Genomic DNA, 24,263 nt, shown 5'->3' with positions numbered 1-24,263 from the left:
TTAAGTTTTGCCCAAGGCGTTCTGCATTCCCCAAAAGTCGCCAACCCGGCACAGGTCCGTGTTGGCTCGCGCAAGCGGGGGCGGTATCTCGCTGTTTACCCATTTCCCTTTAGCGCTTTTAAGTTTTGCCCAAGGCCTCCTACATTGGGCAAAAGTCGCTAACCCGGCAGAGGCTCCGTGTTGGCTCGCGCAAGCGGGGGCGGTATTTCGCTGTTTACCCATTTCCCTTTAGCGCTTTTAAGTTTTGCCCAAGGCGTTCTGCATTCCCCAAAAGTCGCCAACCCGGCAGAGGCTCCGTGTTGGCTCGCGCAAGCGGGGGCGGTATTCGCTATTTCCCTGTTTTGCTTTTCGTTTCTGCAGGCTGCAGCCGCCATAAAATATATCGGCCCGGTAAGCCTAAAATATTTTCGGTGAAATAGCAGGCCTGAGGTTACTGAGCATCAAAAAAAAGACCCCGAATACGGGGCCGGGTTCCAGTCAGTTTAGCATTACTGCGGGCGAGGGTGGCTGGGAATAAGGGTGGTACGTCCTTGTACCGTTGGGGAAAAACTCGGTTGCAGCGGCCTTCGCAATTAAATCAGCTTGGCAGAGATCTTCTGCAGCAGCTCAGAGATCTCGCCGTGGCGGCCCTCATCGGCTACCGGTCGGTCGGGGCGGGCTGGCGCCTGCTCGGCCAGCTTGGCGTACCTGAGTGCTGCTTCGTAATCGCCCTTGGCGTAGAGGTAGTCGGCATAGAAGTAGTTGGAGTCGATACCCGTGGGATTAATAGCCAAGGCTTTTTTCAGCATGGTTTCTGCCTTTTTATCGTCACCAAAACCGATTGGCCAGCCGGGCACTTTGAAGTAGAGGGTCCCGAGGCTGGTAAAGGCCGAGCCCTGCAGGGCGCTCTCATCGATGGCCATGGCCGCTTCCAGGTCACGCTTGGCCTGCTTGGCAAATTTCAACGCACCCAGGCCGCCTTTGGCACCGGCATAGCTGGAGTTGATAATACCGCTCCAGATAAAGACGCGGGCATCTTTGGGGTTGGCCTGCTTGGCGGCGTCGGCTTCGGCCAGCAATTTTTCAAACAGGTTGAGTTTTTCATCGCCCTGCAGAAGATAGTTGGCCTTGGCCCAGTCGGCCTGCAGTTGGGTATGTGGGTCGGCCAGGGCATCTACCCCCACCAGGCTGAGCACACTCAGTACAAGAATCGCTAATGTTTGTCTCATGATGTCACCTCTGCAATCGCGCCACGGGTTAGTTGTGGTTGCTTCTCTTTTTAATTGTGTTGTTGTTTTACATTTTTCAGTTGTTGCTGTGCCGGTTAGGCTCTGTTTGCGGCAGCAATTACTGGCCGGCGTAACGACGAATAATCGGCAGCTGCTTTAACAGTGCGCCATCCACCAGCTTGGGCAGAATGCCGTTGATTTTAACAAACAGTTTTTCCGGCCAACCCAGATAGGCACTGTGTGGCCGGCGCCGTTTTAACAGATTGACCAGCTGCTCCGCTACCCACTCCGGTGCATCCATCGCCACTCCCAAATCCTGGTTCATGGCGACCGCTTTATCGGCATTCATGGCGGTGGCGGTAGCCCTCGGGGCGAAGTAGATCACCGCCACGTGGCTGTCGGCCAGCTCCCGGCGCAGCGCCTCGGTAAAGCCGCGCAAGCCAAATTTGGTGGCGCAGTAGAGGGTGGAGCCGGGGTAGCCAATGCTGCCAAGAATCGAACCGACATTGACAATGGCCGCCTCGGGCCGTGCACTCAGCTGCGGCAACAGATCGCGGGCGAGCAGCATAGGCGTGGTGAGATTGGTTTGCACCAGCTGGGCGATTTTATCGTCGCTGGTGTCGCTCAACAGGGCCAGCTCATTGGCGCCGGCGACGTTAATCACAATATCGACCATCAGCCGCTGGGCCTTGGTCACCAACTTGGCGCGGTCGGCACTTTGCGCCAGGTCAGCCACGCACAGCTCGGCGCTAGGTATCTGCTGCTTAAGGACTTTCAATTTTTCCGGGTTGCGGCCGGTCAATAACAGATTGGCCCCCGCTTCCGACATCTGCAGGGCAATGGCCGAACCAATCCCCCCCGTGGCGCCGGTAATCAATACGGTTTTATTGCTTAAATTCATGGTGTCCGCTCCTGGGGCAACCCACTCAATGATTTTCCGGTGGTCATCCTAAGCCGCCGAACTCTTGCGGAAGGCCTGGGCCTGGTCGGCGTCGATACTGCGGAAGACATCACCGTAGAGGTGATAGAAGCGCTTGGCACAGTGCAGTATCTGCCGGCGATCGGCTTCGCTTTCGATCCGATCCATTAAATTGGCGAAGAATTTCACATGCTCCTGATCGAGGGCGCCGTGGGAGCGCAGATAGGAGAAGGCCTGGTCGGGCAGGCCCAACTTGCTTTGAATGGCATCGGCGGCGTAGTCGGCAATCTGAATGGAGGTGCCTTCCAGTACCTGCACCATGCCAAAAAAGCCGAGCGGGTTAACGCGGTTGATGGTGTCGTGGGCGTAGGCCACCATCAGTTCGGTGGCGAAGTTGGGCAGGCTTTCGGCCACCTTCTGGCCGTCGAAACCACAGTGTTCAATGTCATTCAGAATCCACTGCTGGTGGCCGGTCTCCTCTTCGATGTACTCGGCAATCGCTTCGCGCAGCCACTCCTGGTCAAAACCGATACGGGCACCGGTGGCCATCAACAGCGGCACGGTGTGTTTCACATGGTGGTAAGCCTGGGCCAGAAAGGCCACATACTCTTCCAACACCACCTCCTGCTGCATGGCGCGACCAATAATGGGCGCGCTCATCAGGTACTCCCGTTCGCGGGCGGTGTCGGTTTGCAGTTGCTCATAAAAACTCATATTCGTCTCTCTTACTGAATCTCTCTGCGCGGGCGGTGCGGTTGCCGATTAGTGCAAGGTAGCGCGGGCACCGCTGGCGACCAGCGGTTCGCTTTCGCCGGAGGTTTCACTGCTGGCTTGGCTATCGCTCTCGGGTTCGCCCAATGAGTCGCTGCCGGGTTCGACCAAGGGCGTTTCATCGAGTAGCGCTTCATCCAATAGATAAAGGCCATCGATCAACTCGGCAAAACGCTGGTTGATACGATCGCGCCGGGGTCGGCCGTTATCGGTAAGCAGCCCTTGCCAGTCGTTGGGGGCTACCCGCAACCACGCCTTCACCTGGGCGTAGTCCGGCAGCTGACTGTTAACTGTGGCCAGCCACTCTTCCAGCGCCTGATCGTTGAGGTCGCTGTTAATCAGCGCACTCAGATGGGAGCGACCATCTCCCACCACCACTGCCAGGCGGATGGCGGGGTTGAGGTGCAGTTCGCTTTCAATCCACTCCGGGCTGACATTGCGGCCAAAAGCGGTAATCAACAGATTTTTGCGGCGGCCGTACAGAGTCAGACGTTCGCCCTCCAACTCACCCAGGTCACCACTGGCCACCTGCTCCGGGTACCAGCTGGCGGGGTCGCCCACATAACCTAAGAAACTGGCACCACTGACCCACACTTCACCCTCCTCCAGGGAGACCTGGCAGTGCGGCAGAATCTGGCCAACGCTACCGGGCTGGTCGGCACTGGGAGTGTTTAATGCCACCACCGAGCCGCACTCAGAGAGGCCATAGCCCTCATACACAGGCAGGCCCAGCTGGCGCGCCTGGTCGATCAGCCCCGGCGCCACTCGGGCGCCACCAACGGCGATAAAGCGCAGGCTGGTCGGCGGTTGCCAACCCAGGCGAGCAGCATAGGTGAGCGCCATCAGCAATTGCGGAATCAGAATCAGAGAGTTGGGCTGTTGTTGGCTGATGGTGGCCAGCAGGCGCCCGCTATCGAGGCCACTACTGCCCTGCAGGCCGCGCACCTTGGCACTCGGCAGGAGCACAGTACCCGCCGATAAGAGCGGCGCGTAGATACCGGCGACGTTTTCCAGCAAGGTGGCCAACGGCAGCAGGCAGAGATGGCGTGGGCTTTTCAGGTGGATCACCTCGGCCAGAGACTCGGCCACCTGCCATTGGTGGTCGGTACTCAAGCAGACCCCTTTTGGGGTGCCGGTAGAGCCGGAGGTAAAGGTAATTTTGCCAGTACCAACCGGCAGCATGGTCGAGCGGCTGATCACATTTAAGCGGCTGGCGTAGAGCGGCTGCAGTTGCTGATGGCCGGCCGGTGGGTCGCCGAGCGGGGCATCAAACAGATTGTCAAAGGTACTGCTCTCCTCGGGCTGTTCATCGCTCAGCAACAACTCGGCACCAGCCTCCTTTAGGCAGTGCTGTACCTGGCCGGGTTGGAAGAAACCGGGAATAGGCAGTGCCACCTTACCGGTCACCTGGCAGGCGAGGTCGGCCAACAGCCAGGGGATGCCGTTATCGGCCTGGATAGCCACCACCCGCGCGGATTGGTGGGCAAGCCACTCGCTCATGCTGGCGATGGCGGCAATCAGTTGTGGGTAGGTGAGCGCCGCCTGGTCATCGGCGACGGCAATCTGCTCGGCAGGCACCAGTTCGGCAATAAAACGTAACCGCTCTAACACTCCAGTCATAGCTTAGGCGACCTCAGCCCGGGCACAGAAGCGACGGTGGTCGCGCAGGTGCGAGGCCAGTTGTGCAATCAGCGGGCGATAGGGCTCGGCCAGTTGTTTAAGGCCAGGGCTGACGTCGAAGATAGCCTTGGCCTTGGCCACGCTGCCAACCATCACCTGTGGATTGTTGGCGTAGTACTCGCCCCAATCACCACTCTCGTCACCCAACTGATCAATACTCGCCGGTGCCAGGGCCAGGGGTTCGAAGCCGAGGCGGGAGATCAGCCGCTGTACCTCAGAGGTGGCCGTAAACACCATCCACTGAAAACCGGCCTGCTCCAAAATGGCATTCATCAACACAAATAGAACAAACCCGCTGCCGCGCCGGGCGACAGCCAGATTACCAATCTCCACCATGCCGGCGCGGTCGATGGGCTGGCCAAGCGCCTGGGCAACGCACTGCTCCACCGGCTTCGGCAGGTAGTGCTCAAGAAACATCTGGCCGGCGTAACCGGGTTTCAGCCCCACGACACCGGCGGTGTTACCAGCCTGCTCGGAGAGCGCTAACAACAGTGGCAGAAAGTTGGAGACGCGGGCGCCGTGGACCTTGGCAAACTGGTCGGCGATATAGCCCTCAAGCTGGTCGCGCTGATCGCTGCCGTGGCTGTGTATTCGCACCTGGAAGTTGGGCGCGGAGTGCCCGCCACGCACCATTGGCTTGTTGGCTAACGCTAGAGTAGTGCTGGTCATAATCGCGTCCCGGTCATAAAAGATTGGTGTGATGATGAGACTAGATGGGGGGACTTAAGAGAGTCTTAAGAGGGGGCTTAAGGTTGTGGTTTTTTGCTAACTGGATCAAAAAACGGGAGAAAAGTTAATTGGGGGGGTTGTGAACGAGGGGTTGTGAACGAGGGGTTGTGAACGACGGGTTGACGAGGTGGCAGCCCCCTCGCCAAGCCTGAGCCCTGTGGCGGCAGCTACTGCCCCTGGGCTGCGCGCCACTCCTTGATCACCCGCAGGCTTTCAGCGATATGACTTTTCGGCTCCATGGTCTGGTGCACGTAGAGGATCTCTCCTGTGGGAGCGATCACGTAGGAGATGCGGTCGGCGATGTTCATCCCCTTCAGCTTGGCGTCGTAGGCGTGTACCACCTCCCCGGCCGGGTCGGCCAGTACAGCAAATTTATTGCGACACTCCTCCACCGAGAACTCGTGCAGGGTGGCGATATCGTCGGTGGAGACCCCCACCACCCGGGCACCCAGGGCGGCGAAGTCGTCGCTGGCTTCGGCAAACTCATGGGCCTCTACGGTACAACCGGAGGTGAACGCCTTCGGGTAGAAGTAGACCACCACCGGCCCCTGTTTGAGCGCCTCCTGCAGGTGGAAGGTGAAATCCTCCCCGGCCAGAGAGCCCGGCAGGGTGAAATCCGGCGCCTGATTGCCGGTGGTAAGCCCGGCCGGGGCGATAATTGAACAGCTGCACAGGCTGAGCAGGAGCAGCAGTTGGCTCAATTTTTTAATCATGATTCTCTCCAGTTCATGGGGTAATTCGCTTCGTTGTTAGCGCGCTTAGATAACCGCCCCGCTATACCCGGCCAAAACGACCAAGTGCTGCGGTTACCGCCACCAGCACACCGCCGGCGACACTCAGCAACAGGTCATCCAGGTGCAGGGGCGCAAGGTGTAACAGGGCAGCCAGGGGCGGCATCTGCACCAACAGCAGGCTGGTCAGCAGCGTAGCCGCCACCAGAGTACGCGCCAAACGGGTGGCCAGGCGGCTCAGGATAACGGTAATTGTGGCGCTGGCAAATGTGAGCATTACCAAAGTCATGGCCCGGGCGTGCTCGACATTCCCGCCAGCCCCCAGGCTGCGGCCATAACCAAGAATAATCAGGCCGGAGATCAACGCCCCCACCGCCGCGATTACCAGCCACTGCCGGCGGCCAAAAAAGTGCAAAGACGGCCGCCTGGGCAGTGCCGCCCTGGGTGCCGCCGGCAGCGACTGAAACACCAGCAGCGCCGTGGGATGAATAATCAACTCCAGCCAGACAATATGGATGGGCAGGTAGAGCAGTGGGTAGCCGGCCAGAGGGATCAGCGCCGCCGACAGCACCAGCGGAATATGGATCATCAGCAGGTAGGCAAAGCTCAGGCGCAGGTTGGTAAACAGCTGCCGTCCCTCGGCGATGGCCTGGGCGATGGTGCGGAAATTGTCGTCGAGCAGGACGATGGCCGCCACCTCCCGGGCACTGCGGGTGCCGTGTTCACCCATGGCCAGGCCAATATCCGCCGCCTGCAGCGCCGGCACATCGTTAACGCCATCGCCAGTCACCGCGACTATCTCTCCCGCCCTTTGAAAAGCCTGCACCAGGTGCAGCTTCTGGGCCGGCACGGCACGGGCCACCACATCAACTCCCGCCAGCGCTGCCGGCCCCCGGGCCAGCAACCCATCCAGTTCGCTGCCGGTCACTACTCTGGGATCCCCCCTACCCAGGCCAATCTGCCGCGCCACCGCCTGGGCCGTGCTGGGGTGGTCACCGGTAACCATCACCACCCGAATACCGCGGGCCAGGCAGTGGTCGATCGCCTCGCTGACCCCTTCGCGCACCGGGTCTTCAAAAGCCAACAGCCCCTGCAGGACAAAACCGCGATCGGGCTCACCGCCCAGCCAGCTCTCCACCTTGAAACTCTGGGCGGCGCAGGCGATCACCTTGTGGCCGGTGGCGGCCAGGGATTGCACCTGCTGCTGCCAGTGGTTGAGTGCATCGCTGGTAAGTGAACAGAGGGCAAAAATGGTCTCCGGTGCCCCCTTGGCCGCAGCCAACAGGGAGCCATCGGCAATTCGCCAGATGGCGGTTTCACGCTTGCGATCTTCGGTAAAGGGGAAGGTCTGCACCAGCAAAGCCCGAGCCTCAGGCTCCCGGCCCTGCAAGATGGCCAGGTCCAAGGGATCGCCCGTCTCCCGGCGCGAAGCCAGGGCGGCCGTGGCCAGCAACGCGCCGTCGCTTTCGCCGGTATTGACCAAGGGGGCGGCCTTGAGCGGAGAGTCGCTATTAACGTCGCCATTAACAAAGGTGTGCGCCAGCTGCAGCTGGCCCTCGGTGATGGTACCGGTTTTATCGGAGCAGATGCAGGAGACCCGGCCGATATTCTCCACCACCACCGCCCGTCGCACCAGAGCCCGGCGCTGGGCCAGGCGATAGACCCCCACCCCCAGGAAGAAGGTGAACACCACCGGAAACTCCTCCGGCAACGCCGCCACCGCCAGAGTCACGGCGCTCAGAATGGCATCGATAACACCGAACCCCTGGCGCAACCTTACCCAGGCCAAAACCCCGCACAGCAGGATGGCGGCGATCAGCAGCACCTGCACCAGATTGCCGATGGCCGCCTGCAGCGGTGTGCGCTCCCGGCGGCCAAGGGCAGTGGTGGCAACTATTTCGCCGTAGAGGGTTTCGCCGCCCGTGAAGACCACCCGCAGCGAAGCGCTGCCGGTCAGCAGGCGGGTGCCGGCAAAGAGCCAGTGCTCGGCCGCCACCGGTAGCTCGGCGGCTTGCGAGGCCAGCTCGGCCAGAGCACGCTTGCGCACTGGGTAGGATTCACCGGTGAGTACCGACTCATCCAGTTGTGGCGCATCACCACCGATCACAATGCCATCGGCGGGTACACTCTGCCCCGCCGCCAAACAGACCAGATCCCCCGGCACCAATTCGGCCACGGCCACGGTCAGCAGCTGCCCCTCACGCAGCACCTGGGCGTGGCTGGCCAGCTGGCTCTGCAGGCTCTCGGTGGCAGCTTGGGTGCGGCGATGCAGAAAGAGATCCATACCGATCAGCGGAATGACGGCCAGTAACAGGGTGATGGCTTCGACAATGTCGCCCAGCAGCAGAAAGAGCAACGCTGTACCCAGCAAAAACCAGAGCATGGGATCTTTGAGGGTATCCTGCAGCAGCTGCCAACGGGGGGTGGAGGCCTCGACAATAGTGTTCAGGCCATACAGCCGGCGTTGCGCACTCGCCTCCTCGGCCGACAAGCCGCGTTGGGGGTCGAGGGCATCAATCAGTCGTTGAACGGGAACAGAACGCTGCATGAGGAGCCCCGACGGAAGTGAGGCGACCATGCTACAACACATTCGCGACGGCGGGGACGCCTACCAGGGCAGCATTGTAGACGCACCAGGCGCAAAGCTGGCAAGAACGCTACGCAAGCGAGTGCAAGGGGTAACAGCGGGGATTGGTTAACAGTAATGGCTGTTGAGCCCGGCGGTGGCTGTTCGATCCGGCGGCGGCGAGCCGTGACACCACCGCCGGCGAGTCGCCTAAGCGAGCTCGGTAATCGCCTCACCTAAGGCCGCGTATACATCGTGCAGCTCTTGCGGCTGGCTGATAAAGGGCGGCGCGATGGCGATGGTGTCACCGCCGTAACGCACGTAGAAACCCTTCTCCCACATCTTCATCGCCACCAGGAACGGGCGCAGCAGTGGTTCACCCGGTGCCGGCGCAAAGGCGACGGCACTGGCCAGGCCGGCGTTGCGGATATCATCGATCCAGGGCAACCCCTTCAGCCGGTGAACATGCTCCTCCATCACCGGCACTAAAGCGCGGGCCTTGGCCACCAGGTCATCGCGCTCGAGCAGATCGAGGGTGGCAAGGCCGGCGGCACAGGCCACCGGGTGCGCGGAGTAGGTGTAGCCGTGGGGCAGCTCCAGTTGGTATTCGGGACCACCGGTCTCCATAAAGGTGTCGTAGATGCCCTGTTGGCAGATCACCGCGCCCATGGGGATCACCCCGTTGGTGAGCTGCTTGGCGACGTTGATCATATCGGGCACCACGCCGTAGGCCTCGGCGCCGGTATTGTAGCCGAGGCGGCCAAAGCCGGTGATCACTTCGTCGAGGATCAACAGAATATCGTTGGCTTTACAGATCTCGGCGATGCGCTGCAGGTAGCCTTTGGGGGTAGGAATAACCCCACCGGAGCCGGACATAGGCTCAATGATAACGGCGGCAATATTGCTGGCATCGTGCAGGGCGATGGCATCGAGCAGGTCTTCGGCCAGGTGGGCGCCCACCTCCGGGTCGCCCTTGCAGAACTTGTTCTCCGGCAGCAGGGTGTGGCGCAGGTGGTAGCTCTCGATGGCGGCGCCGTACCAGGTTTTGTTGGCCGGCAGGCCGCCGACGCTGATGCCGCCAAAGTTAACGCCATGGTAGCCTTTCACCCGGCCGATAAATTTGGTTTTGCTGGCCTGCCCCTTCTTGCGCCAATAGGCGCGGGCGATCTTCATGGAGGTGTCGGCGGATTCACTGCCCGAGCCGGTGAAGAAGACCCGGTTAAGACCGTCTGGCATAAAGTGGGTGATCTTTTCCGCCAGTTGGAAACTCTTCGGCTGGCCGAACTGGAAGCCGGGGGAGTAATCGAGCTGCCGGGCCTGAGCGGCCACCGCGTCGGCGATTTCGGTGCGGCCATGGCCGGCGCCGCAGGTCCAGAGGCCGGAGAGGCCATCAAAGATTTTGCGGCCGTCGGCGCTGGTGTAGTAGCAGCCTTCGGCGGCCACCACAATGCGTGGGTCTTGCTTGAATTGACGGTTGCCGGTGAAGGGCATCCAGTGAGCGGCCAACTGTTCTGGGGTTAGGCCGGCGAGCTTGTCACCCATTTGGTGATCTCCTGTTTTTACTACAACCCGCCGAGTCTAACCCCTTTGGCGTGCTGCGCAAATTATATTATGAGGCCACCACTGGCGCCGGGATTATTTTTTTCACAGAGGCAAAGGCCGCCAATTACGGGGCTGCAGCCCGCAATTAAGACTCCACAGGAAGTATGCATGAGCAGTCTGAACCTCTCTACCAACAAGCCCTTGCTCCCAGCCGCCTATGTCGCCCTTGCCGCCGCTCTGCTGATCGAGTTGGCGCCTATTGAAGTCCGCGCCGAGGACAACACAGTACCTCTGGTAATGGAGATCTTTATTGCGGACAAATACCCCATTCCGCAATTTCAAGCGAACCTCAACTGGCCACAACTGCCCGCCGGCACTCTGCTCGGCCAGGTCAGCGGTCTGGCGGTCGATAGTGACGATACCATCTGGATTTTGCAGCGGCCCAATTCGGTGAGTGCCGAGGATCTGGCCGCCGCTGCCGAAGCCCGGGGTGGCGACCGCTGCCAGACGGCGCCCCATGTTTTACAGTTCAAGCAAACCGGTGAGTTATTGCGCGGCTGGGGTGGTGAAGCCCTGGCCCCTATCCTGGATGGCATCAACCAATGGCCGGCCAATGTCCATGGTCTGTTCGTCGACGGCGATGGCGTCTGGTTGGCGGGCAATGGTGGCGACGACCATGTGGTACTCAACTTCTCCAAAACCGGAAAGTTCCGCCAGCAGTATGGCCGGCGCGGGGCATCCGGCGGCAATAGCGACCCCGAGCTGCTCGGCAACCCGGCCGATATTTTTCACGACCCGGCCAGCGGCCAACTGGCCATCGCCGATGGCTACATCAACCGCCGGGTGATCCAGTTCGACAACCGCGCCCATCGTTTTGATCAGCTGTGGGGTGCCTACGGCCGGCCACCAGCGGGAGTTCGGGCGGGGCAGTTTGATGTCAGCCAGGCGGTGAGCGAGGAGCGTGGCAACCCGGAGTCGGCCAGCTTTGGTGACATCATGCACTGCGTTAACCGCGCCAGCGATGGCCTGCTCTATGTGTGTGACCGGCGCAACAATCGCGTACAGATCTTCAAAGCCGATAGTGCGGGGCGCATGCAGTTCGTCGCCAACCTGGCCGTCTCCCCCGACAGCCGCGGCCCCGGCTCGGCCACCGATGTCGCCTTCTCACCGGATGAGCGCTACCTCTACATTGCCGATATGGCCAACGGCAAGATCTGGATCTACTGGCGGGAGAACCTGGAGCTACTGGCCGCTATTGGTGGCAACGGCCGGGCACCGGGTGAGTTCACCTGGCTGCACAGTGTCGCCACCGACTCCAGCGGCAACCTCTACACCAGCGAGGTGAGCCGTGGCCGGCGCGCGCAAAAATTGGTGTTACTGGGCTTTAGCGCGCCTCTTTAACGACGTGCAGCTGGTGCTGCCAGACACGCAGTTGTGCCAGTGACATGGGCCGGCCGTAGAGGTAGCCCTGCATACGCCGGCAACCCTGGCCATAGAGGTAGTCGCTCTGCTCCGGAGTTTCGATCCCCTCGGCGATTACCTCCAGGTCGAGCTTGGAGGCAATCGCCAGAATCGATTCGGTAATGGCGCGATCGTTAGCGTCGTTGGGCAGGCCGTCGACAAAATTTTTGTCGATTTTAAGCTGGTGAATACGGAATTTTTTCAGGTAGGCCAGCGACGAATAACCGGTACCAAAATCGTCCAGCGACAAACGAAAACCCATATCGTAGAGGCGCTCGATATTGTCGCTGGCGCGCTTGGCATCGGCCATCACCATCGACTCAGTAATTTCAAACTCGAGCCAGGAGGCCGGCACCTGATATTCAGCCAATATCCCTTCCAGGTTACTCACCAGATTTTTGTGGTAGAACTCCTTGGCGGAGAGGTTTACCGAGATGGTTTTAATACCAATTTTGTCGAGCAGGCTCTGCTCGCGGGTGATAATTTCCAATACATCACGCAACACCCGTTTACCCAACTCGTCGATCTGCCCACTCTCCTCCAAAATAGGGATAAATTTGGCGGGCGAGATAAACCCCTCATCCGGGTCGAACCAACGCAGCAATGCCTCGGCACCAAAGTAGGTTTGGCTGTGCACATCGTACTGTGGTTGCAGGTAGACCTGCAGTTGGTCGCCTGCGGTGATCGCCGAGCGGAATTTACGGCCTATGCGGATTTTTTCCTGGATGGCGGCATTTAAGTTGGGGGTAAAGTGGGCCAGGCAGTTTTTGCCTTTGCTCTTGGCCTGGTAGAGGGCAATATCGGCGTGATGAATCAGATCTTCGGCGCTGCCGGCGTCGTTCGGGAAACGGGCCACACCAATGGAGCAAGAGACATCCACCCGCTGATGTTCAATCGTTAGTGGCTGTAGAATTTCCGCGAGAATGCGGTTGGCAATCTGCTCGATTTTTTCAAAGCGGTCGGTGCGCTCAAGCAAAATAATAAACTCATCACCACCCAAACGCGCCACCACGTCTTCGGCAAACACCTGTTCGCGCAACCGCTTGCCTACCTGTTTTAGCAGGAAATCACCGGCGTCGTGGCCGAGAGAATCGTTGACGTCTTTGAAATTATCGAGGTCGATCATTAACACACTGACGTAACCACCCGCCTTTGACAGCTCGGCAATTCGGTAATTGAGATGATCGCGGAAGAAACGGCGATTGGGCAGGCCGGTGAGCGGATCGTAAAAGGCGAGATTTTTCAGCTCCTGCTCGGCGTTTTTCAGATCGGAAATATCCATCACCGAGCCGACCACACCACTGATACGATCGCCCTCTTTTACCGGCGAGATATGCTCCAACAGGATCATCTCCCGCTCGCCATATTTGGCAATGCGATACTCCACGCGGGTGGGCGTGCCGGAGTCGATCGCCAGGGAGAGGTGCTGACGATACTTCTCCTGGTCGGCGGTGACAATCAACCGGTGAAAGGCCTCAACACTTTCATTGCTTTCCAGGCCGGTAATCTGTCGCCATTTTTTATTAACGTAGACGAGACCAGAGCGACTCTCCTGCAGATAGATACCCACCGGTGAGTTTTCCGCCAGGCTGCGAAAGCGCGCCTCCGATGCCTGCAGGCTGCGATGCTCTCCGGCAATGGTATCGAGCATGGTGCCATAGGCCCGCGCCAGGTCGCTGATCTCGTCGGCATAACTGGTATTAAACTGAAAACTCTGCACCTCGGAGGGGTTTTGCGAAATTTTCAGTGTATGTTGGTGTAGGCGATTAAGTGGATCTAGGGTTTTGCGCAGCAGGGCTCTGGAAATCAGATAGGCCAGATAACAACTGACCAGAAAAATAACAAAAAAGATGCCGATATTACGCACCAGAATCAGGTAGAGATTTTCCAGATTACTGTCGAGCACCAGGTAACCAAACTGCTCATCGGTGCTATTAATAGAGAGGTATAAACGCAGCCGCTGGCTGGTAAATTCGTACTCGCCGGATTGAAAGGCGTAATCGATAAAGGGCGAGCAGTTGTTAACACCACCCAGGGCACTTTCGTAGTAGCTGAACAGATGACCCTGGCTGTCGTACAGACAGAGGCGGTCAACCGAGGGAATTTTACTGGCACTGGCCAGGTTGGTGGCGGCGGCATCGCGATCACTGAATATCAGCGCGGCAATGGAGCGCTCTCCCAACAACTGCCCAACTGCATTTAACTCCTCGGCCAACACCTTGCGCGCAACAAAGTGTTGAGAAAACTGCACGGCGATGGCCGACATCAACAGACAGATAACCAGGGTGACAAGCACAATCCGCTGCAGCCGCTTGTAAATCGACTGGCGGAAAACACTACCATTTACAATCGTCGCGTTATTAATGTTTGTGTACCTCGATACTGTTGGCCAACTCCAGCATGGCAGAGCCGAATTGAATGGGAGAGGTATCGGGATCGAACAGATGGACATTAAAAGCCATGCGACCACTGCGCAGAATCAATTCGATATCGACGAACTGACGACTGTTATCGCACTTATCACAGATGACCAGCTGGTTGGCCTCCGGCGGCTTGCTGTAGCTTGCCAAAGTGTTGGCCGGCAGTGGCCCTATCACCACTACCTGACACTCCGCCGTGGTCGTGAAATCTTTTACCCGCTCAACACTGGCCGGCTCGCCAGCGAGGCGAATTTTATCGGCCGCCTGTAGCAAAACCGCAGCACTGGGCGCATCACCAACGATACAGATGCGACCATTGCCCGGATTTTGCCAATGGGTAAAACGCAACAGACCGGCGATAACCGCCGCTCGAACTTCCGCTTCGGAACGACTTTCGGCGACAGAAAAGCTTGAGAAAAAGCCACAGAGGAGAGTAATAGTGGAGATGAAAATCGCGACAAACCAGCGGCGACCGAACAATTTGCCAGTGCTACCGATTGGCCGATACATCACGATGTGATGACCCCGCGCAGGAAACTGTAGGTGCAATTACTGCGATCGTTTGCTGAACAGGCACTAGGGCTGATAGGCAGAAAGCTCTGCAGAGAAGACATTTTAACTTAGGCGCTCCAAAGCCGTTCGTTAGTAAAGGCATGGCTAGGGGCCGTACCTTTTTCCAATAACCCCAAGTCACTCCAGCCATTGGAATCATCAACCAGTGCTTTTTCGCGCCGGCAACGTCAGCCCAACAATTAAAATCCCAACGAACAACCATTGGACAGCGTGCAATTATAACCAAATGCGCAATTTAGTCACTGCATTCACTGAAGAGCTCAGCCAACAAAGGCAACCACTGAGCCAATCTTTGGCAGACATCCAGTCCACCTCCAGACTTTTAAAACCTTTCGACATAAAAATTTCAAAAGCACTGGGCTTGGTTCACAAAAAAATCTTATTGGCGCATAAAATTGCAACCATTAACCAATGGACTGCCCATTTTACAACCCGAGTTTTAAGCACTCTCGCCGGCGACCAATGGTTTTTCGCTTTACCGTCAGAGAAATTTAACGCCACCGCTACAATCTGGTAGCGAAACTGGCACTAACAAAAAATCGTGTTTATTAACACGCCCGCAATAGGGTTAAAGAGCACACATTTTACCAATACTGCTATTTTTGCGAGTGAGGAAAGCCGTTACCGCCTCGTTTACTACACATTCGCCTTTGCAACCTGACTCTAACAGGCACCGACAACCAATTACTTTTTGCCGGAAAAAGCAGTGCAGTTAGGCAAAAAACAGTGAACCTAAATTTAGTGTTAGCAGACTCTCATGTAACTGCAAACAGAGAACCGTTAAAAGCCTACTTTTCTGCTGAAATTGGCAGGTGCGGATGATTTCGGCAGGCTTATCAAAAATTGTTTTAGGGCGGCATGGAGTTTTAGTCAGAGTTGACAACAATATCGACTGAATACAACTGTCACGCCATTGCAAAATTTGTGGCGCCACCGCAGTAGGATGACGGTCGGCACTCTACCGTAAGCAGCGGTTAGCAATAGCAAAAAATCGAAATAAATACGGAAGCAAATGGCAATGAGCCTAACGATATTGGCAATGGCAGTTCTGTTGTTGCTAACAGTGTTTTCGTAATAAGCCTTACCCGCACACCTTACTTGCCCACACTCACACAGGAGCAATTGGTTTAGCCGAGATGATCGGAAAAATCGAGCAAGCGGCACATGGCAAATGACGCTGGGCAAGTAACGCCCCGTCAAAGGTGATGAGTTAAAAACAGAGCAGCCAAAAGGCCGCGTAGGCATTTACCGCCGGTAACGGCTAGGAGACCAAAATGCCGAACCCAATAAAAGAGGCCAATAAAAGAGGCCAATAGAAGCGCCTAACAAAGATGACCAATAAATTAGCGCAGGCGGTATACCAACGTTAACCACCTCGCACCGTTTATTGGTGAATCCCTAGCCGGCCGCACCTCTGCCGGCAGTAACCAAAGAGGCGCAGGTGGACTGTCCAGATAGCTTTAGACAGCGACCCAGGCAATCCCTACAAGGAGTGCCCTGGGCGCAACAGTCCTGCTGCCAGCGCCTGGTTTAATTTCGACGGCGGTATGCCAGAGCTACTTATGCGGAACAGTGCTTCTGCAGGGCCTGCTGTTGCCATTTTCCACCCACCGATGTCTGTAACCACGCAAAGAGGACTGTTATGAAGAGAAACCACAGTAAGCGCTGGCTGCTCAGTTTGCCCATGCTGGCACTCGCATTCACGCTACCCTCGCAACCGGCCAACGCCGCAGCACCGCTGACCGCCGCTCAAGCAACAGCCAATCAGACCGAGGCTCTGACGGACCGCATTATCGTCAAGTTCAAAGCTTCAGCCACCGGCCTGACTGGTGCCACCATTGCCAGTGGCAACCTGGAGCAGTTGGCACCCAACAGCGGCCTGCGCCTCAGCCATGTGCGCCGCACAGCCAACGGCGCTCAGGTATTAGCCCTGGGCGGCTTCAAAACAGCCGCCGATGTCAGCGCCGTGGTGGCCGAATTGAGCGCCCGTGCCGATGTTGAGTACGCCGAGCCCGACCTGCTGATGCACCCCTTGGCTACCCCCTCCGACCCACTCTACAGCTCCCAGTGGCACTACTATGAAGCGACCGGCGGCCTCAATCTGCCGGCCGCCTGGGATGTGACCAGTGGCGCCGGAGTGGTGGTGGGCGTGATCGATACCGGTTACCGTCCCCACGCCGACCTGGCCGCCAACCTGCTACCCGGCTACGACATGATCAGCGATACCTTTGTCTCGGTGGATGGCGACGGCCGCGACAGTGACGCCACCGACCCCGGCGACTGGAGCTCCGCCGGCACCTGCTCCACCCAGGACCCGGGTTACGACAGTAGCTGGCACGGCACCCACGTCGCCGGCACCATCGCCGCTGTGACCAATAACGGTCTGGGCGTAGCGGGAATCGCCTACAGCGCCAAGGTGGTCCCCGTGCGCGTGTTGGGCCGCTGCGGGGGTTACACCTCCGATATCGCCGATGGCATGATCTGGGCCGCCGGCGGTAGTGTCAGCGGCCTGCCGGCCAACAGCAATCCGGCCCAGGTGCTCAACCTGAGCCTGGGTGGCAGCGGCAGCTGTGGCAGCACCACTCAGGCGGCGATCAACACCGCCCGCAGTCTGGGCACCACCGTGGTGGTGGCGGCGGGCAACGCCAACACCAACGCCGCCAACGCCACCCCCGCCAACTGCTCCGGGGTGATCACGGTAGCCGCCACCGGCCGTACCGGCGCCAAAGCCTACTACTCCAACTACGGTAGTGTGGTGGATGTGGCGGCACCGGGGGGCGACATGTCTACCGGCACCGCCAACGGAGTGTTATCGACCCTCAATGACGGCGCCACCACCCCCGGAACCGACAGCTACGCTTATTACCAAGGTACCAGTATGGCGACCCCGCATGTGGTGGGTACCGTCGCCCTGCTCTACTCCGTGGACCCAAGTATCACCCCCGATGAGGTGGAAACAGCCCTGAAAGCAACCGCCCGGGACTTCCCCGGTACCTGCAACCAGTGCGGCGCCGGTATTGTCGATGCCGCTGCGGCAGTGGCTTATGTTGCCGGTGGCGGCGACGGCGGTGGTGGCGGTGGCGGCACCACCGGACTCTACGAAGCCAACCTCTCCGGCAGCCGCAACAGTTGGCAGGACTTTGTCATTGAGGTGCCAGCCGGTACCAGCACACTCACCGCCAGTATCAGTGGTGGCAGCGGCGATGCCGACCTCTACGTACGCTACGACGCTGCCCCCAGCCGTCGGCGCTACGACTGCCGCCCCTACCTGAATGGCAACGATGAGAGCTGCACCATCAGCAACCCGGCTGCCGGCACCTGGTATATCAGCATTTACGGTTATCGGGCCTACTCAGGCGTTACGCTGGTGGCCGAGTAACCAGCAGCGTAAACGTCAGCAGAAAAATCGGAAATATCGGAGAGAGAAGAGGCGTCAACTGGCGCCTCTTCGCATTTGTGGTGCCGGCAATCGGCTCAGCCCAACGATTTGCCAAGCCCAGGCTGGCCTGGTTGGTGGATAGACTAAATCACCCGCGCGCGCGAATTGAGTTCGCGACAACAGACCCGGTCACGCCCCTGGACCTTCGCCTCGTAGAGCATTTTGTCGGCCTGCATCAGCAATTCGTCGCTGTTGGCATCTGGCGTTGGTATCACCGTAACAGCGCCGACGCTGACGGTTACCACCTCCGCCACCTTGGAGGCCTGGTGCTCAATAGCGAGCTCCCGCACCCGCTCCCGAATACGCCGGGCGAGCAGCAGTGCACCGGCGGCATCGGTATTGGGCAGTATGCAAGCGAACTCTTCGCCGCCATAACGGGCGACAATATCGTAGGAACGGCGCAGGGTTTTACGCAGGGTGGCGGCAATGGCCTGCAGGCAGCCATCACCGGCCTGGTGGCCATAGGTGTCGTTAAAGTGCTTAAAACAGTCGACGTCGATCATAAATAACGAGAGTGGAACCTGCTCCCGGGTGCAGTGACCCCAGGCCTGCTGCAACTCCTGATCCAGCTTGCGGCGGTTGGCGACTCCGGTCAGACCATCCACCAGAGCGATCTGCCGTAGGCGGTCGGCCTGTAGCTTGGCGTTGATATGATTTCTGACCCGGGCCTGGGTAATCACCTTATTGATCGGCTTGTGAATAAAATCGACGGCACCCACCTCAAACCCACGCACCTCGTCAGCCTCGCTGAAGTGGGCGGTAATGAAGATGACTGGGATATCGGCCGTGCCGGGATCCGCCTTCAGCAGCTGGCAGACCTGGTAACCATTGATCCCCGGCATTTCGATGTCGAGCAGCACCAGATGGGGGGCGAGCTCTTTCGCCTTGGCCACCACGCTACTGCTGTCGAGGGTCATGAAAATCTCAAACTCGTCGCGAAACAGCTCGTGCAGAATCCGGATATTGATCTGTTGGTCGTCAACGATCAGTAATTTTGGGCGCTGGCCATTGGCCTGCAACTCAGTGCTTTCCAACATCAGCTCAGATCTCTTCCAGCAAGGTATCCAAAGCCTGCAGCGCTTCACCAAAGGCCAGACTTTGCACGTGATCAATCACGGGGGAGAGCTTCTGCTGCTGCTCCGGTGCCAGGTTGCGACAGAGCGACTCCACCTCGTCCAGAGCCTGCAGGTTGTCAGTAGCTAAAAACTTGCGCAGATGAGCCAGGTTTTCACGCAGTGTGGCATCGGCCACCATTACCGAGGCCATCGAGGCAACCGGCTCGGGCGCGACCGCCGCAGGTAAAAGCGCCGCTAAGGCCGAGTCACTATCGGCAACCAGGGTCGCCAGCTCGGCCAATACCGCCGGGGTAATACATCCGCCCGGTGCCGGTGGTTGCTCGCACTTGAATATCAGCTCCAAATCCGCCGCCCGTTGCATCAAGCGGCTGGCCCCTACAGTGGCGGCAACACCCTTCACGGTGTGCAGTGCGGCGCGGCTGGCGGCAACGTCACCGGCCGCCACTGCGCTGCTCAACTGCTCCAGTTGCTTGGCCATCTCTGGCGCAAACTTGGGCTGCATTTTGGCAAACAGCTTCTCGTTGCCGCCAAAACGGCCGATAACCGTCGCATAGTCTTCAATAAGTTTTATAGCGTCTACCTCCGCTTGGCTATGGCTGTCCCCGGCCAGTGATGGCCGTTCGGACCGGCTTTTTCCGGTCACCTCAAGAAGTGTAGCAATCACCGCCTCAAGCAGGATCGGTTTTGCCAGGTGGCCATTCATACCGGCCGCCAGGCAGGCCTCGCGATCGGCCTGGCTGGCATTGGCGGTGAGGGCCAGAACCGGCAGCTGGCGGTACTCTGGGCGGGCCCGAATCTGCCGGGTCGCCTCCAGGCCATCCATGTCGGGCATCTGCATATCCATCAACACCGCATCAAAGGGCGGGTCGCCGGCCACCACCCTGGCCACTCCTTCGCCACCGCTGGCCGCCAGCACAACCCGGGCACCGGCCTGAGTGAGCAGCTCATCCGCAATCTGCCGGTTGATGGCGTTATCCTCCACCACCAGCAGAGTGAGACCGGCCAGGGGCTGGTCAGCGGGGAGTAGCTGCAGTGATTCGTTGGCCGCGTCACCCAGCACCACCCGGCCCAGGCTCTGTACGATTTGCGCCGGCAAGAAGGGCTGCCGGATCAGCGCCGGATTACTGGCCGTTTCCAGCTGGCCACTCGCCTGCAGCAGGATTATCTGTGCCGAGAGTGTTTCAGCCACGCGCTGCAGACGGCTGTGGTCGGCCAACGGCTGATCGGTAATCACCAACTCAAAGCGGGCACCCTGGCCCAGCACCTCGGCAAGCTCCTGCACCACCCACACCTCCAAGCCCTGGTACTCCAACTGGCGCCAGAGCGCTGCGCGCACCTGGGGTTGACGCACCATCAACACCACCTTGCGGCCGACCAAAGCAGCCAGCCGCTCGGCCATGGGTTGGTCGCTGAAGTCGTTGAAGGTGAGGTCAAACCAGAAGCGGCTGCCAACGCCACTTTCACTTTGCAGTTGCAGCTCGCCGCCCATTAAGTCGACTAAATGTTTGGAGATGGCGAGCCCCAGGCCGGTGCCACCAAAGCGACGGGAGGTGGAGGCCTCCGCCTGCTCGAAGCCCTGAAACAGCCGCCGTTGCTGCTGGGCGTCGATGCCGATGCCGGTGTCCTGTACCTCGAAGCGGATGCTGTTTAACCGCTGCGCGCCCGGCACCGGTTCAATGCGCACCAGCACATAACCCTGGCTGGTGAATTTGAGCGCGTTGCCGGCCAGGTTGATCAGCACCTGCTGCAGACGCAGCGCATCACCCACCAGCCTTGCCGGCAGCTCCGGGGCGATATCAAACACCAGCGCCACCGAGTCCTGCTGGAGATTACCGGCCAGAATAATGGCTAGCTCGTCGAGCAGCTCGGCCAGCTCAAACGGGTGGGGATCGAGGCTCAGCTTGCCGGCATCGATCTTGGAGAAGTCCAAAATATCGTTGAGCAGGGCGAGCAGCGATTTGGCGGCGGTCTCGGCTTTCTGGGCGTAGCCGGTCTGCTGGACGTCGAGCGAGGTGCGACGTAGCAGCTGCAGCAGGCCCAACACGGCATTGAGCGGAGTACGGATTTCATGGCTCATATTGGCCAGAAACTGGCTTTTGGCTTGGCTGGAGCTCTCGGCCCCGAGCTTGGCTTCGCGCAGACTGCGTTCAACCTGCAGCTGCTCGGTGATATCGCGATTGATCCCTGTCACCGAAAACACCCGACCATCGTCGGTGCGATCGAAGTGCGCCGCCACCTGCACCGCCCGCACACCCCCCTCGGGCAGCATGATATGGAACACGCCGTCAAAGTCGCCACGATTGGCCATCGCCGCCTGCAGACGGGCATCCAGCTCGGCCCGGTCGTCAGGCAGAATACAGGCGCGCCAATCGTCGTAGGAGATCTGCGGGTGGTCCACTTCACTGAGGTGGTAGATTTCGCGCATGCGCGCGTTCCACTCAATAAGGTTGGTAGCCGGATCCCAAACCCACACCCCCAGGTCGGCCACCTCAGAGGCGATCGCCAGCTGATCCCGGGTCTTGATCAGGGCTTGGTAATTATTCACCTCCTGAGAGATATCCAGCACCACAGCGAGGTAACCACTCACTTCGCCCTGCTCATCGGTGAGCCGGGAGAGGGTCAGCGAAGCGACAAAGTCACTCTGATCACGGCGCCGGAAATAGTTGTGGCTGCGCGCTAAGCCGGAGTCATCGAGCGTTTGGCGAAAACGCTCAAAACCCTGGCCCAGCAGTGGCTCTGCAGGCGTTTTCGAGTGGTTTAAGTTCGCCAGGTCCTGGCCATCCGCCAGACTGGCAAAGCTGGTCTGCTGCACCACCTCTGCGGCACGGTAGCCGAGCAGGTTTTCCGCGCCGCGGTTAAACACCGTGATCACCCCTTGGGGATCGGTGGCAATAATAGCCACCGGGGCGGCAATATTGAGAATGCTGCGAAACAGCAGATTGAACTGCTCCTGATCGCGCTCCGCGGATTTGCTGTGCGTAATATCCAGACGCAGCAGAATCAGGTGGTCGAGCTTGCCGTGGATATCAAAGGCGGGGGCGGCCACCCCTTGAAACCAGACCCAACTGCCATCGCTATGATGTTCGCACATCTGCCCCTGCCAACAGTGGCCCGCCTCAATGGCAGCAATAATTTCCGGCCACAGTGGCGTTGTTGCCGTGTCGCTGGCAAACAGCTTTAAGCGGCTACCCAGCAGTGTCGACTGGTTCTGCCCAAGCGAACGGCAGTAGTTGTCGTTGACGAAGGTAAGCTCGCCATTGACAGTAGCCTGAGCGTAGGCCATCTGTTCATTGATACTGTTCAACAGCGCTTCGTTTTCGCGCACCGCCTGGGAGAGCTGCTGTCTGCTCTCATAGAGTTCGGTAACGTCGTAGGTAATGAGGTAGAGGCCCAGTATCTCATCGTCGCGGCGGTCGGGAATGAAGTGCGACAGGTAGCGCGCATGCTGGCCATCACCCAGGTTGTAGCTGTTCTCCACAGTTTGACTTGCGCCGGCCAGGGCTTTGTCGAGCAGCTGCTCGGTACGCTCCAGAACCCCGGGGTGGACCTGTTCAGGCAGTGAAGCACCCACCAACTCATCCACCGACTTGCTGAACATGGCCGCAAATGCCTTGTTCACCAGCAGCAACTCCCGGTTGCGATCCAGGTAAGCCACTGCGGGCGGGATGGCATCGAGCAGGGCCCGCATAAACTGCCGGGAGCTCTCCAACTCCCGGCTGCGCAGATTGGCCAGGCTCTCCAGGGAGCGGTTCTTGGCCTCAATTTGCTGCTGCTCCACCATCTCATCACCGATATAGCGAAACACCATGGCCACCGCATTCACCTGGGCATGGTCACTCATGGGAGTCATCGAAATGGAGACGTAGACCGTGAGCTTATCTTTACACTGCCGCCGGGAGCGGATATTGGCGATGGATTCGCCCTGGCGCAGCCGGGCAAATAACAGTTCCTCCTCGTGGCGCAGCCCCTCGGGCACAATCAACTGGGTTAACGAACGGCCGAGCACCTCTTCCGCACTATAGCCAAACAGCGCCTCGGCGCCACGATTCCAATCGGATATGCGGCCCTGCAGATCAGTGGTGACCACCCCGTCCGGGGTAGCGTCGATAAGCGCTGCCATGCGCCGCCGGATGGCATCGGTGTCGGCCCGCTGCAGGCGTGATTCCACCACCTTTTCCACCAGGGCCGCCAACAGCAGGCAGATCACCAGACCGGTCAGGAAAACACCCGTAGGCGACGGCAGGTTGAGCTGTTGTACCAGGTTGGGAAAGGCCTGCAACTCCACCCGCCAGAGACGACCATAGAACTCCTGCTCGTTGTCGATTTGGGCCAGAACATTGTCGACCAGAGACGCCGATTGGTAGTAGAGCAGGGGCGAGTCGGGATTACTGACATCGGAGAGGCGCAGGCGCAGGAAGCGGCTGTCGAGCCAGAGGTCACTAAAGGCATCGTCGAGAGCGACCACCACGAAGGCCCACCCCAGTAGCAGCTGTTGGCGCTGGGAGAGGCTGCGCGGACGTTGTTCGCCGTGATAGACCGGCATCAACAAAAGCAGCTGCCGGCCACCGGCCAGATTCGGGATCTCATCCAGGGGGGCGAGGCGCAGCGCGCCCTGCTGCAGGGCTGTGTCGGCCGCATAGCGGATGGCGGGATAACGGGCAAAATCAAAATCCAGCAGCGCCTCATTCAACGCCTGCGGGGCAACCGCCACCACCGGCCACTCGCCAACGCTGGGGCTGCGCTCGGCGAAGCCAAAGCCGAGGGCGCCGGGGAACTCGGTGGTCAGGGAGTGGTTATCGTTGAGCTTCTGGACAGCCGCAACCACTTCGTTGTGGTTTGCGTTATCGATGTCGCTGGCGATCGATTTCAGACCGTATTGGTAAAGGCGCAATCGGGCGGCGATGTCATTCTGCAGCTGGCTGTGGTGCTGGGCCAGATAGTCGTTGATCACCACCTGATTACGTTGACCGATCCACCAACCGGCGGCCGCACTCGCCAGGATTCCAACCAGCACAATAAGTGACGCCCAATGCAGCGCTGACAAGCGATGAGATTTCGGCACAATCTACCCAGAATTGTCTTATTTTAGTGTTAAGACTGGCAAAATTTGGCCATTTGTCCAGCACTAACGCCACGTCCAGCCCTGGT

Annotated in this window: 15 protein-coding genes; 3 read left to right on the top strand and 12 right to left on the bottom strand. The window is 59.1% G+C overall.

What is annotated here, in order from left to right:
• Positions 1–572: 572 nt before the first annotated feature.
• From SBL51_RS20950 to SBL51_RS20915, 8 genes are all read right to left on the bottom strand, one after another.
• On the bottom strand, positions 573–1,208 hold the full coding sequence (locus tag SBL51_RS20950) for a hypothetical protein (RefSeq protein WP_317933116.1): 636 nt from the start codon (positions 1,206–1,208) through the stop codon (positions 573–575).
• Between the two features lie 118 nt (positions 1,209–1,326).
• The gene (locus SBL51_RS20945; RefSeq protein ID WP_317933115.1) at positions 1,327–2,109 is read right to left on the bottom strand and encodes an SDR family oxidoreductase; all 783 of its coding nucleotides are present in this window, start codon (positions 2,107–2,109) and stop codon (positions 1,327–1,329) included.
• Positions 2,110–2,157: 48 nt separating this feature from the next.
• Complete coding sequence (locus SBL51_RS20940) at positions 2,158–2,841, bottom strand: iron-containing redox enzyme family protein (RefSeq protein WP_317933114.1); 684 nt, start codon at positions 2,839–2,841, stop codon at positions 2,158–2,160.
• 48 nt (positions 2,842–2,889) lie between these two features.
• Positions 2,890–4,518 carry an AMP-binding protein gene (locus tag SBL51_RS20935; protein ID WP_317933113.1) on the bottom strand — a complete coding sequence of 543 codons (1,629 nt, stop codon included), beginning with the start codon at positions 4,516–4,518 and terminating at the stop codon, positions 2,890–2,892.
• Positions 4,519–4,521: 3 nt separating this feature from the next.
• Entirely contained in the window at positions 4,522–5,247 is a 726-nt protein-coding gene (locus tag SBL51_RS20930; RefSeq protein ID WP_317933112.1) for a thermostable hemolysin, read from the bottom strand.
• A 227-nt stretch (positions 5,248–5,474) separates the two neighbouring features.
• On the bottom strand, positions 5,475–6,020 hold the full coding sequence (locus SBL51_RS20925) for a peroxiredoxin (RefSeq protein WP_317933111.1): 546 nt from the start codon (positions 6,018–6,020) through the stop codon (positions 5,475–5,477).
• Between the two features lie 61 nt (positions 6,021–6,081).
• Positions 6,082–8,586 carry a cation-transporting P-type ATPase gene (locus SBL51_RS20920; RefSeq protein WP_317933110.1) on the bottom strand — a complete coding sequence of 835 codons (2,505 nt, stop codon included), beginning with the start codon at positions 8,584–8,586 and terminating at the stop codon, positions 6,082–6,084.
• A gap of 228 nt (positions 8,587–8,814) precedes the next feature.
• Positions 8,815–10,146, bottom strand: coding sequence for an aspartate aminotransferase family protein (locus SBL51_RS20915; protein WP_317933108.1), 1,332 nt, complete (start codon positions 10,144–10,146; stop codon positions 8,815–8,817).
• Between the two features lie 168 nt (positions 10,147–10,314).
• On the opposite strand from SBL51_RS20915, the gene SBL51_RS20910 reads away from it, so the two are divergent.
• A complete protein-coding gene (locus SBL51_RS20910) occupies positions 10,315–11,547 on the top strand; it encodes a beta-propeller fold lactonase family protein (protein WP_317933107.1) in 1,233 nt (410 codons plus the stop codon).
• On the opposite strand, the gene SBL51_RS20905 is transcribed toward SBL51_RS20910, so the two are convergent.
• Both SBL51_RS20905 and SBL51_RS20900 read right to left on the bottom strand, forming a co-directional pair.
• Positions 11,531–13,903: an EAL domain-containing protein gene (locus SBL51_RS20905; protein WP_317933105.1), complete on the bottom strand. Its 2,373-nt coding sequence runs from the start codon at positions 13,901–13,903 to the stop codon at positions 11,531–11,533. The two genes, SBL51_RS20910 and SBL51_RS20905, sit on opposite strands and share 17 nt — an antisense overlap.
• Positions 13,904–13,967: 64 nt before the next feature.
• Positions 13,968–14,537 carry a YfiR family protein gene (locus tag SBL51_RS20900; protein WP_317933104.1) on the bottom strand — a complete coding sequence of 190 codons (570 nt, stop codon included), beginning with the start codon at positions 14,535–14,537 and terminating at the stop codon, positions 13,968–13,970.
• Positions 14,538–14,745: 208 nt separating this feature from the next.
• Between SBL51_RS20900 and SBL51_RS20895 the strand changes: the two genes are divergently transcribed.
• Both SBL51_RS20895 and SBL51_RS20890 read left to right on the top strand, forming a co-directional pair.
• Positions 14,746–15,117, top strand: a complete 372-nt coding sequence (locus SBL51_RS20895) for a hypothetical protein (RefSeq protein ID WP_317933103.1) — start codon at positions 14,746–14,748, stop codon at positions 15,115–15,117.
• Positions 15,118–16,242: 1,125 nt separating this feature from the next.
• Positions 16,243–17,979 (top strand): S8 family peptidase, encoded by a 1,737-nt coding sequence (locus SBL51_RS20890; protein WP_317933102.1) that lies wholly within the window; start codon positions 16,243–16,245, stop codon positions 17,977–17,979.
• A gap of 143 nt (positions 17,980–18,122) precedes the next feature.
• On the opposite strand, the gene SBL51_RS20885 is transcribed toward SBL51_RS20890, so the two are convergent.
• Together SBL51_RS20885 and SBL51_RS20880 are read right to left on the bottom strand one after the other, a co-directional pair.
• A complete protein-coding gene (locus SBL51_RS20885) occupies positions 18,123–19,076 on the bottom strand; it encodes a diguanylate cyclase (protein WP_317933101.1) in 954 nt (317 codons plus the stop codon).
• Positions 19,077–19,080: 4 nt separating this feature from the next.
• Entirely contained in the window at positions 19,081–24,129 is a 5,049-nt protein-coding gene (locus tag SBL51_RS20880) for a PAS domain S-box protein (RefSeq protein WP_317933100.1), read from the bottom strand.
• Positions 24,130–24,263: the final 134 nt, after the last annotated feature.

Origin of the sequence: Halioxenophilus sp. WMMB6, assembly GCF_033283405.1 — a bacterium.
Lineage (GTDB): Bacteria > Pseudomonadota > Gammaproteobacteria > Pseudomonadales > Cellvibrionaceae > Halioxenophilus.
This window is presented reverse-complemented; position numbering and strand designations above follow the sequence as displayed.

Coding starts and splice junctions, on each gene's coding strand:
- SBL51_RS20910 (WP_317933107.1), top strand. CDS start 10,315: ATGAGCAGTCTGAACCTCTCTACCAACAAGCCCTTGCTCCCAGCCGCC.
- SBL51_RS20900 (WP_317933104.1), bottom strand. CDS start 14,537: ATGTATCGGCCAATCGGTAGCACTGGCAAATTGTTCGGTCGCCGCTGG.
- SBL51_RS20915 (WP_317933108.1), bottom strand. CDS start 10,146: ATGGGTGACAAGCTCGCCGGCCTAACCCCAGAACAGTTGGCCGCTCAC.
- SBL51_RS20890 (WP_317933102.1), top strand. CDS start 16,243: ATGAAGAGAAACCACAGTAAGCGCTGGCTGCTCAGTTTGCCCATGCTG.
- SBL51_RS20950 (WP_317933116.1), bottom strand. CDS start 1,208: ATGAGACAAACATTAGCGATTCTTGTACTGAGTGTGCTCAGCCTGGTG.
- SBL51_RS20935 (WP_317933113.1), bottom strand. CDS start 4,518: ATGACTGGAGTGTTAGAGCGGTTACGTTTTATTGCCGAACTGGTGCCT.
- SBL51_RS20940 (WP_317933114.1), bottom strand. CDS start 2,841: ATGAGTTTTTATGAGCAACTGCAAACCGACACCGCCCGCGAACGGGAG.
- SBL51_RS20930 (WP_317933112.1), bottom strand. CDS start 5,247: ATGACCAGCACTACTCTAGCGTTAGCCAACAAGCCAATGGTGCGTGGC.
- SBL51_RS20920 (WP_317933110.1), bottom strand. CDS start 8,586: ATGCAGCGTTCTGTTCCCGTTCAACGACTGATTGATGCCCTCGACCCC.
- SBL51_RS20945 (WP_317933115.1), bottom strand. CDS start 2,109: ATGAATTTAAGCAATAAAACCGTATTGATTACCGGCGCCACGGGGGGG.
- SBL51_RS20885 (WP_317933101.1), bottom strand. CDS start 19,076: ATGTTGGAAAGCACTGAGTTGCAGGCCAATGGCCAGCGCCCAAAATTA.
- SBL51_RS20925 (WP_317933111.1), bottom strand. CDS start 6,020: ATGATTAAAAAATTGAGCCAACTGCTGCTCCTGCTCAGCCTGTGCAGC.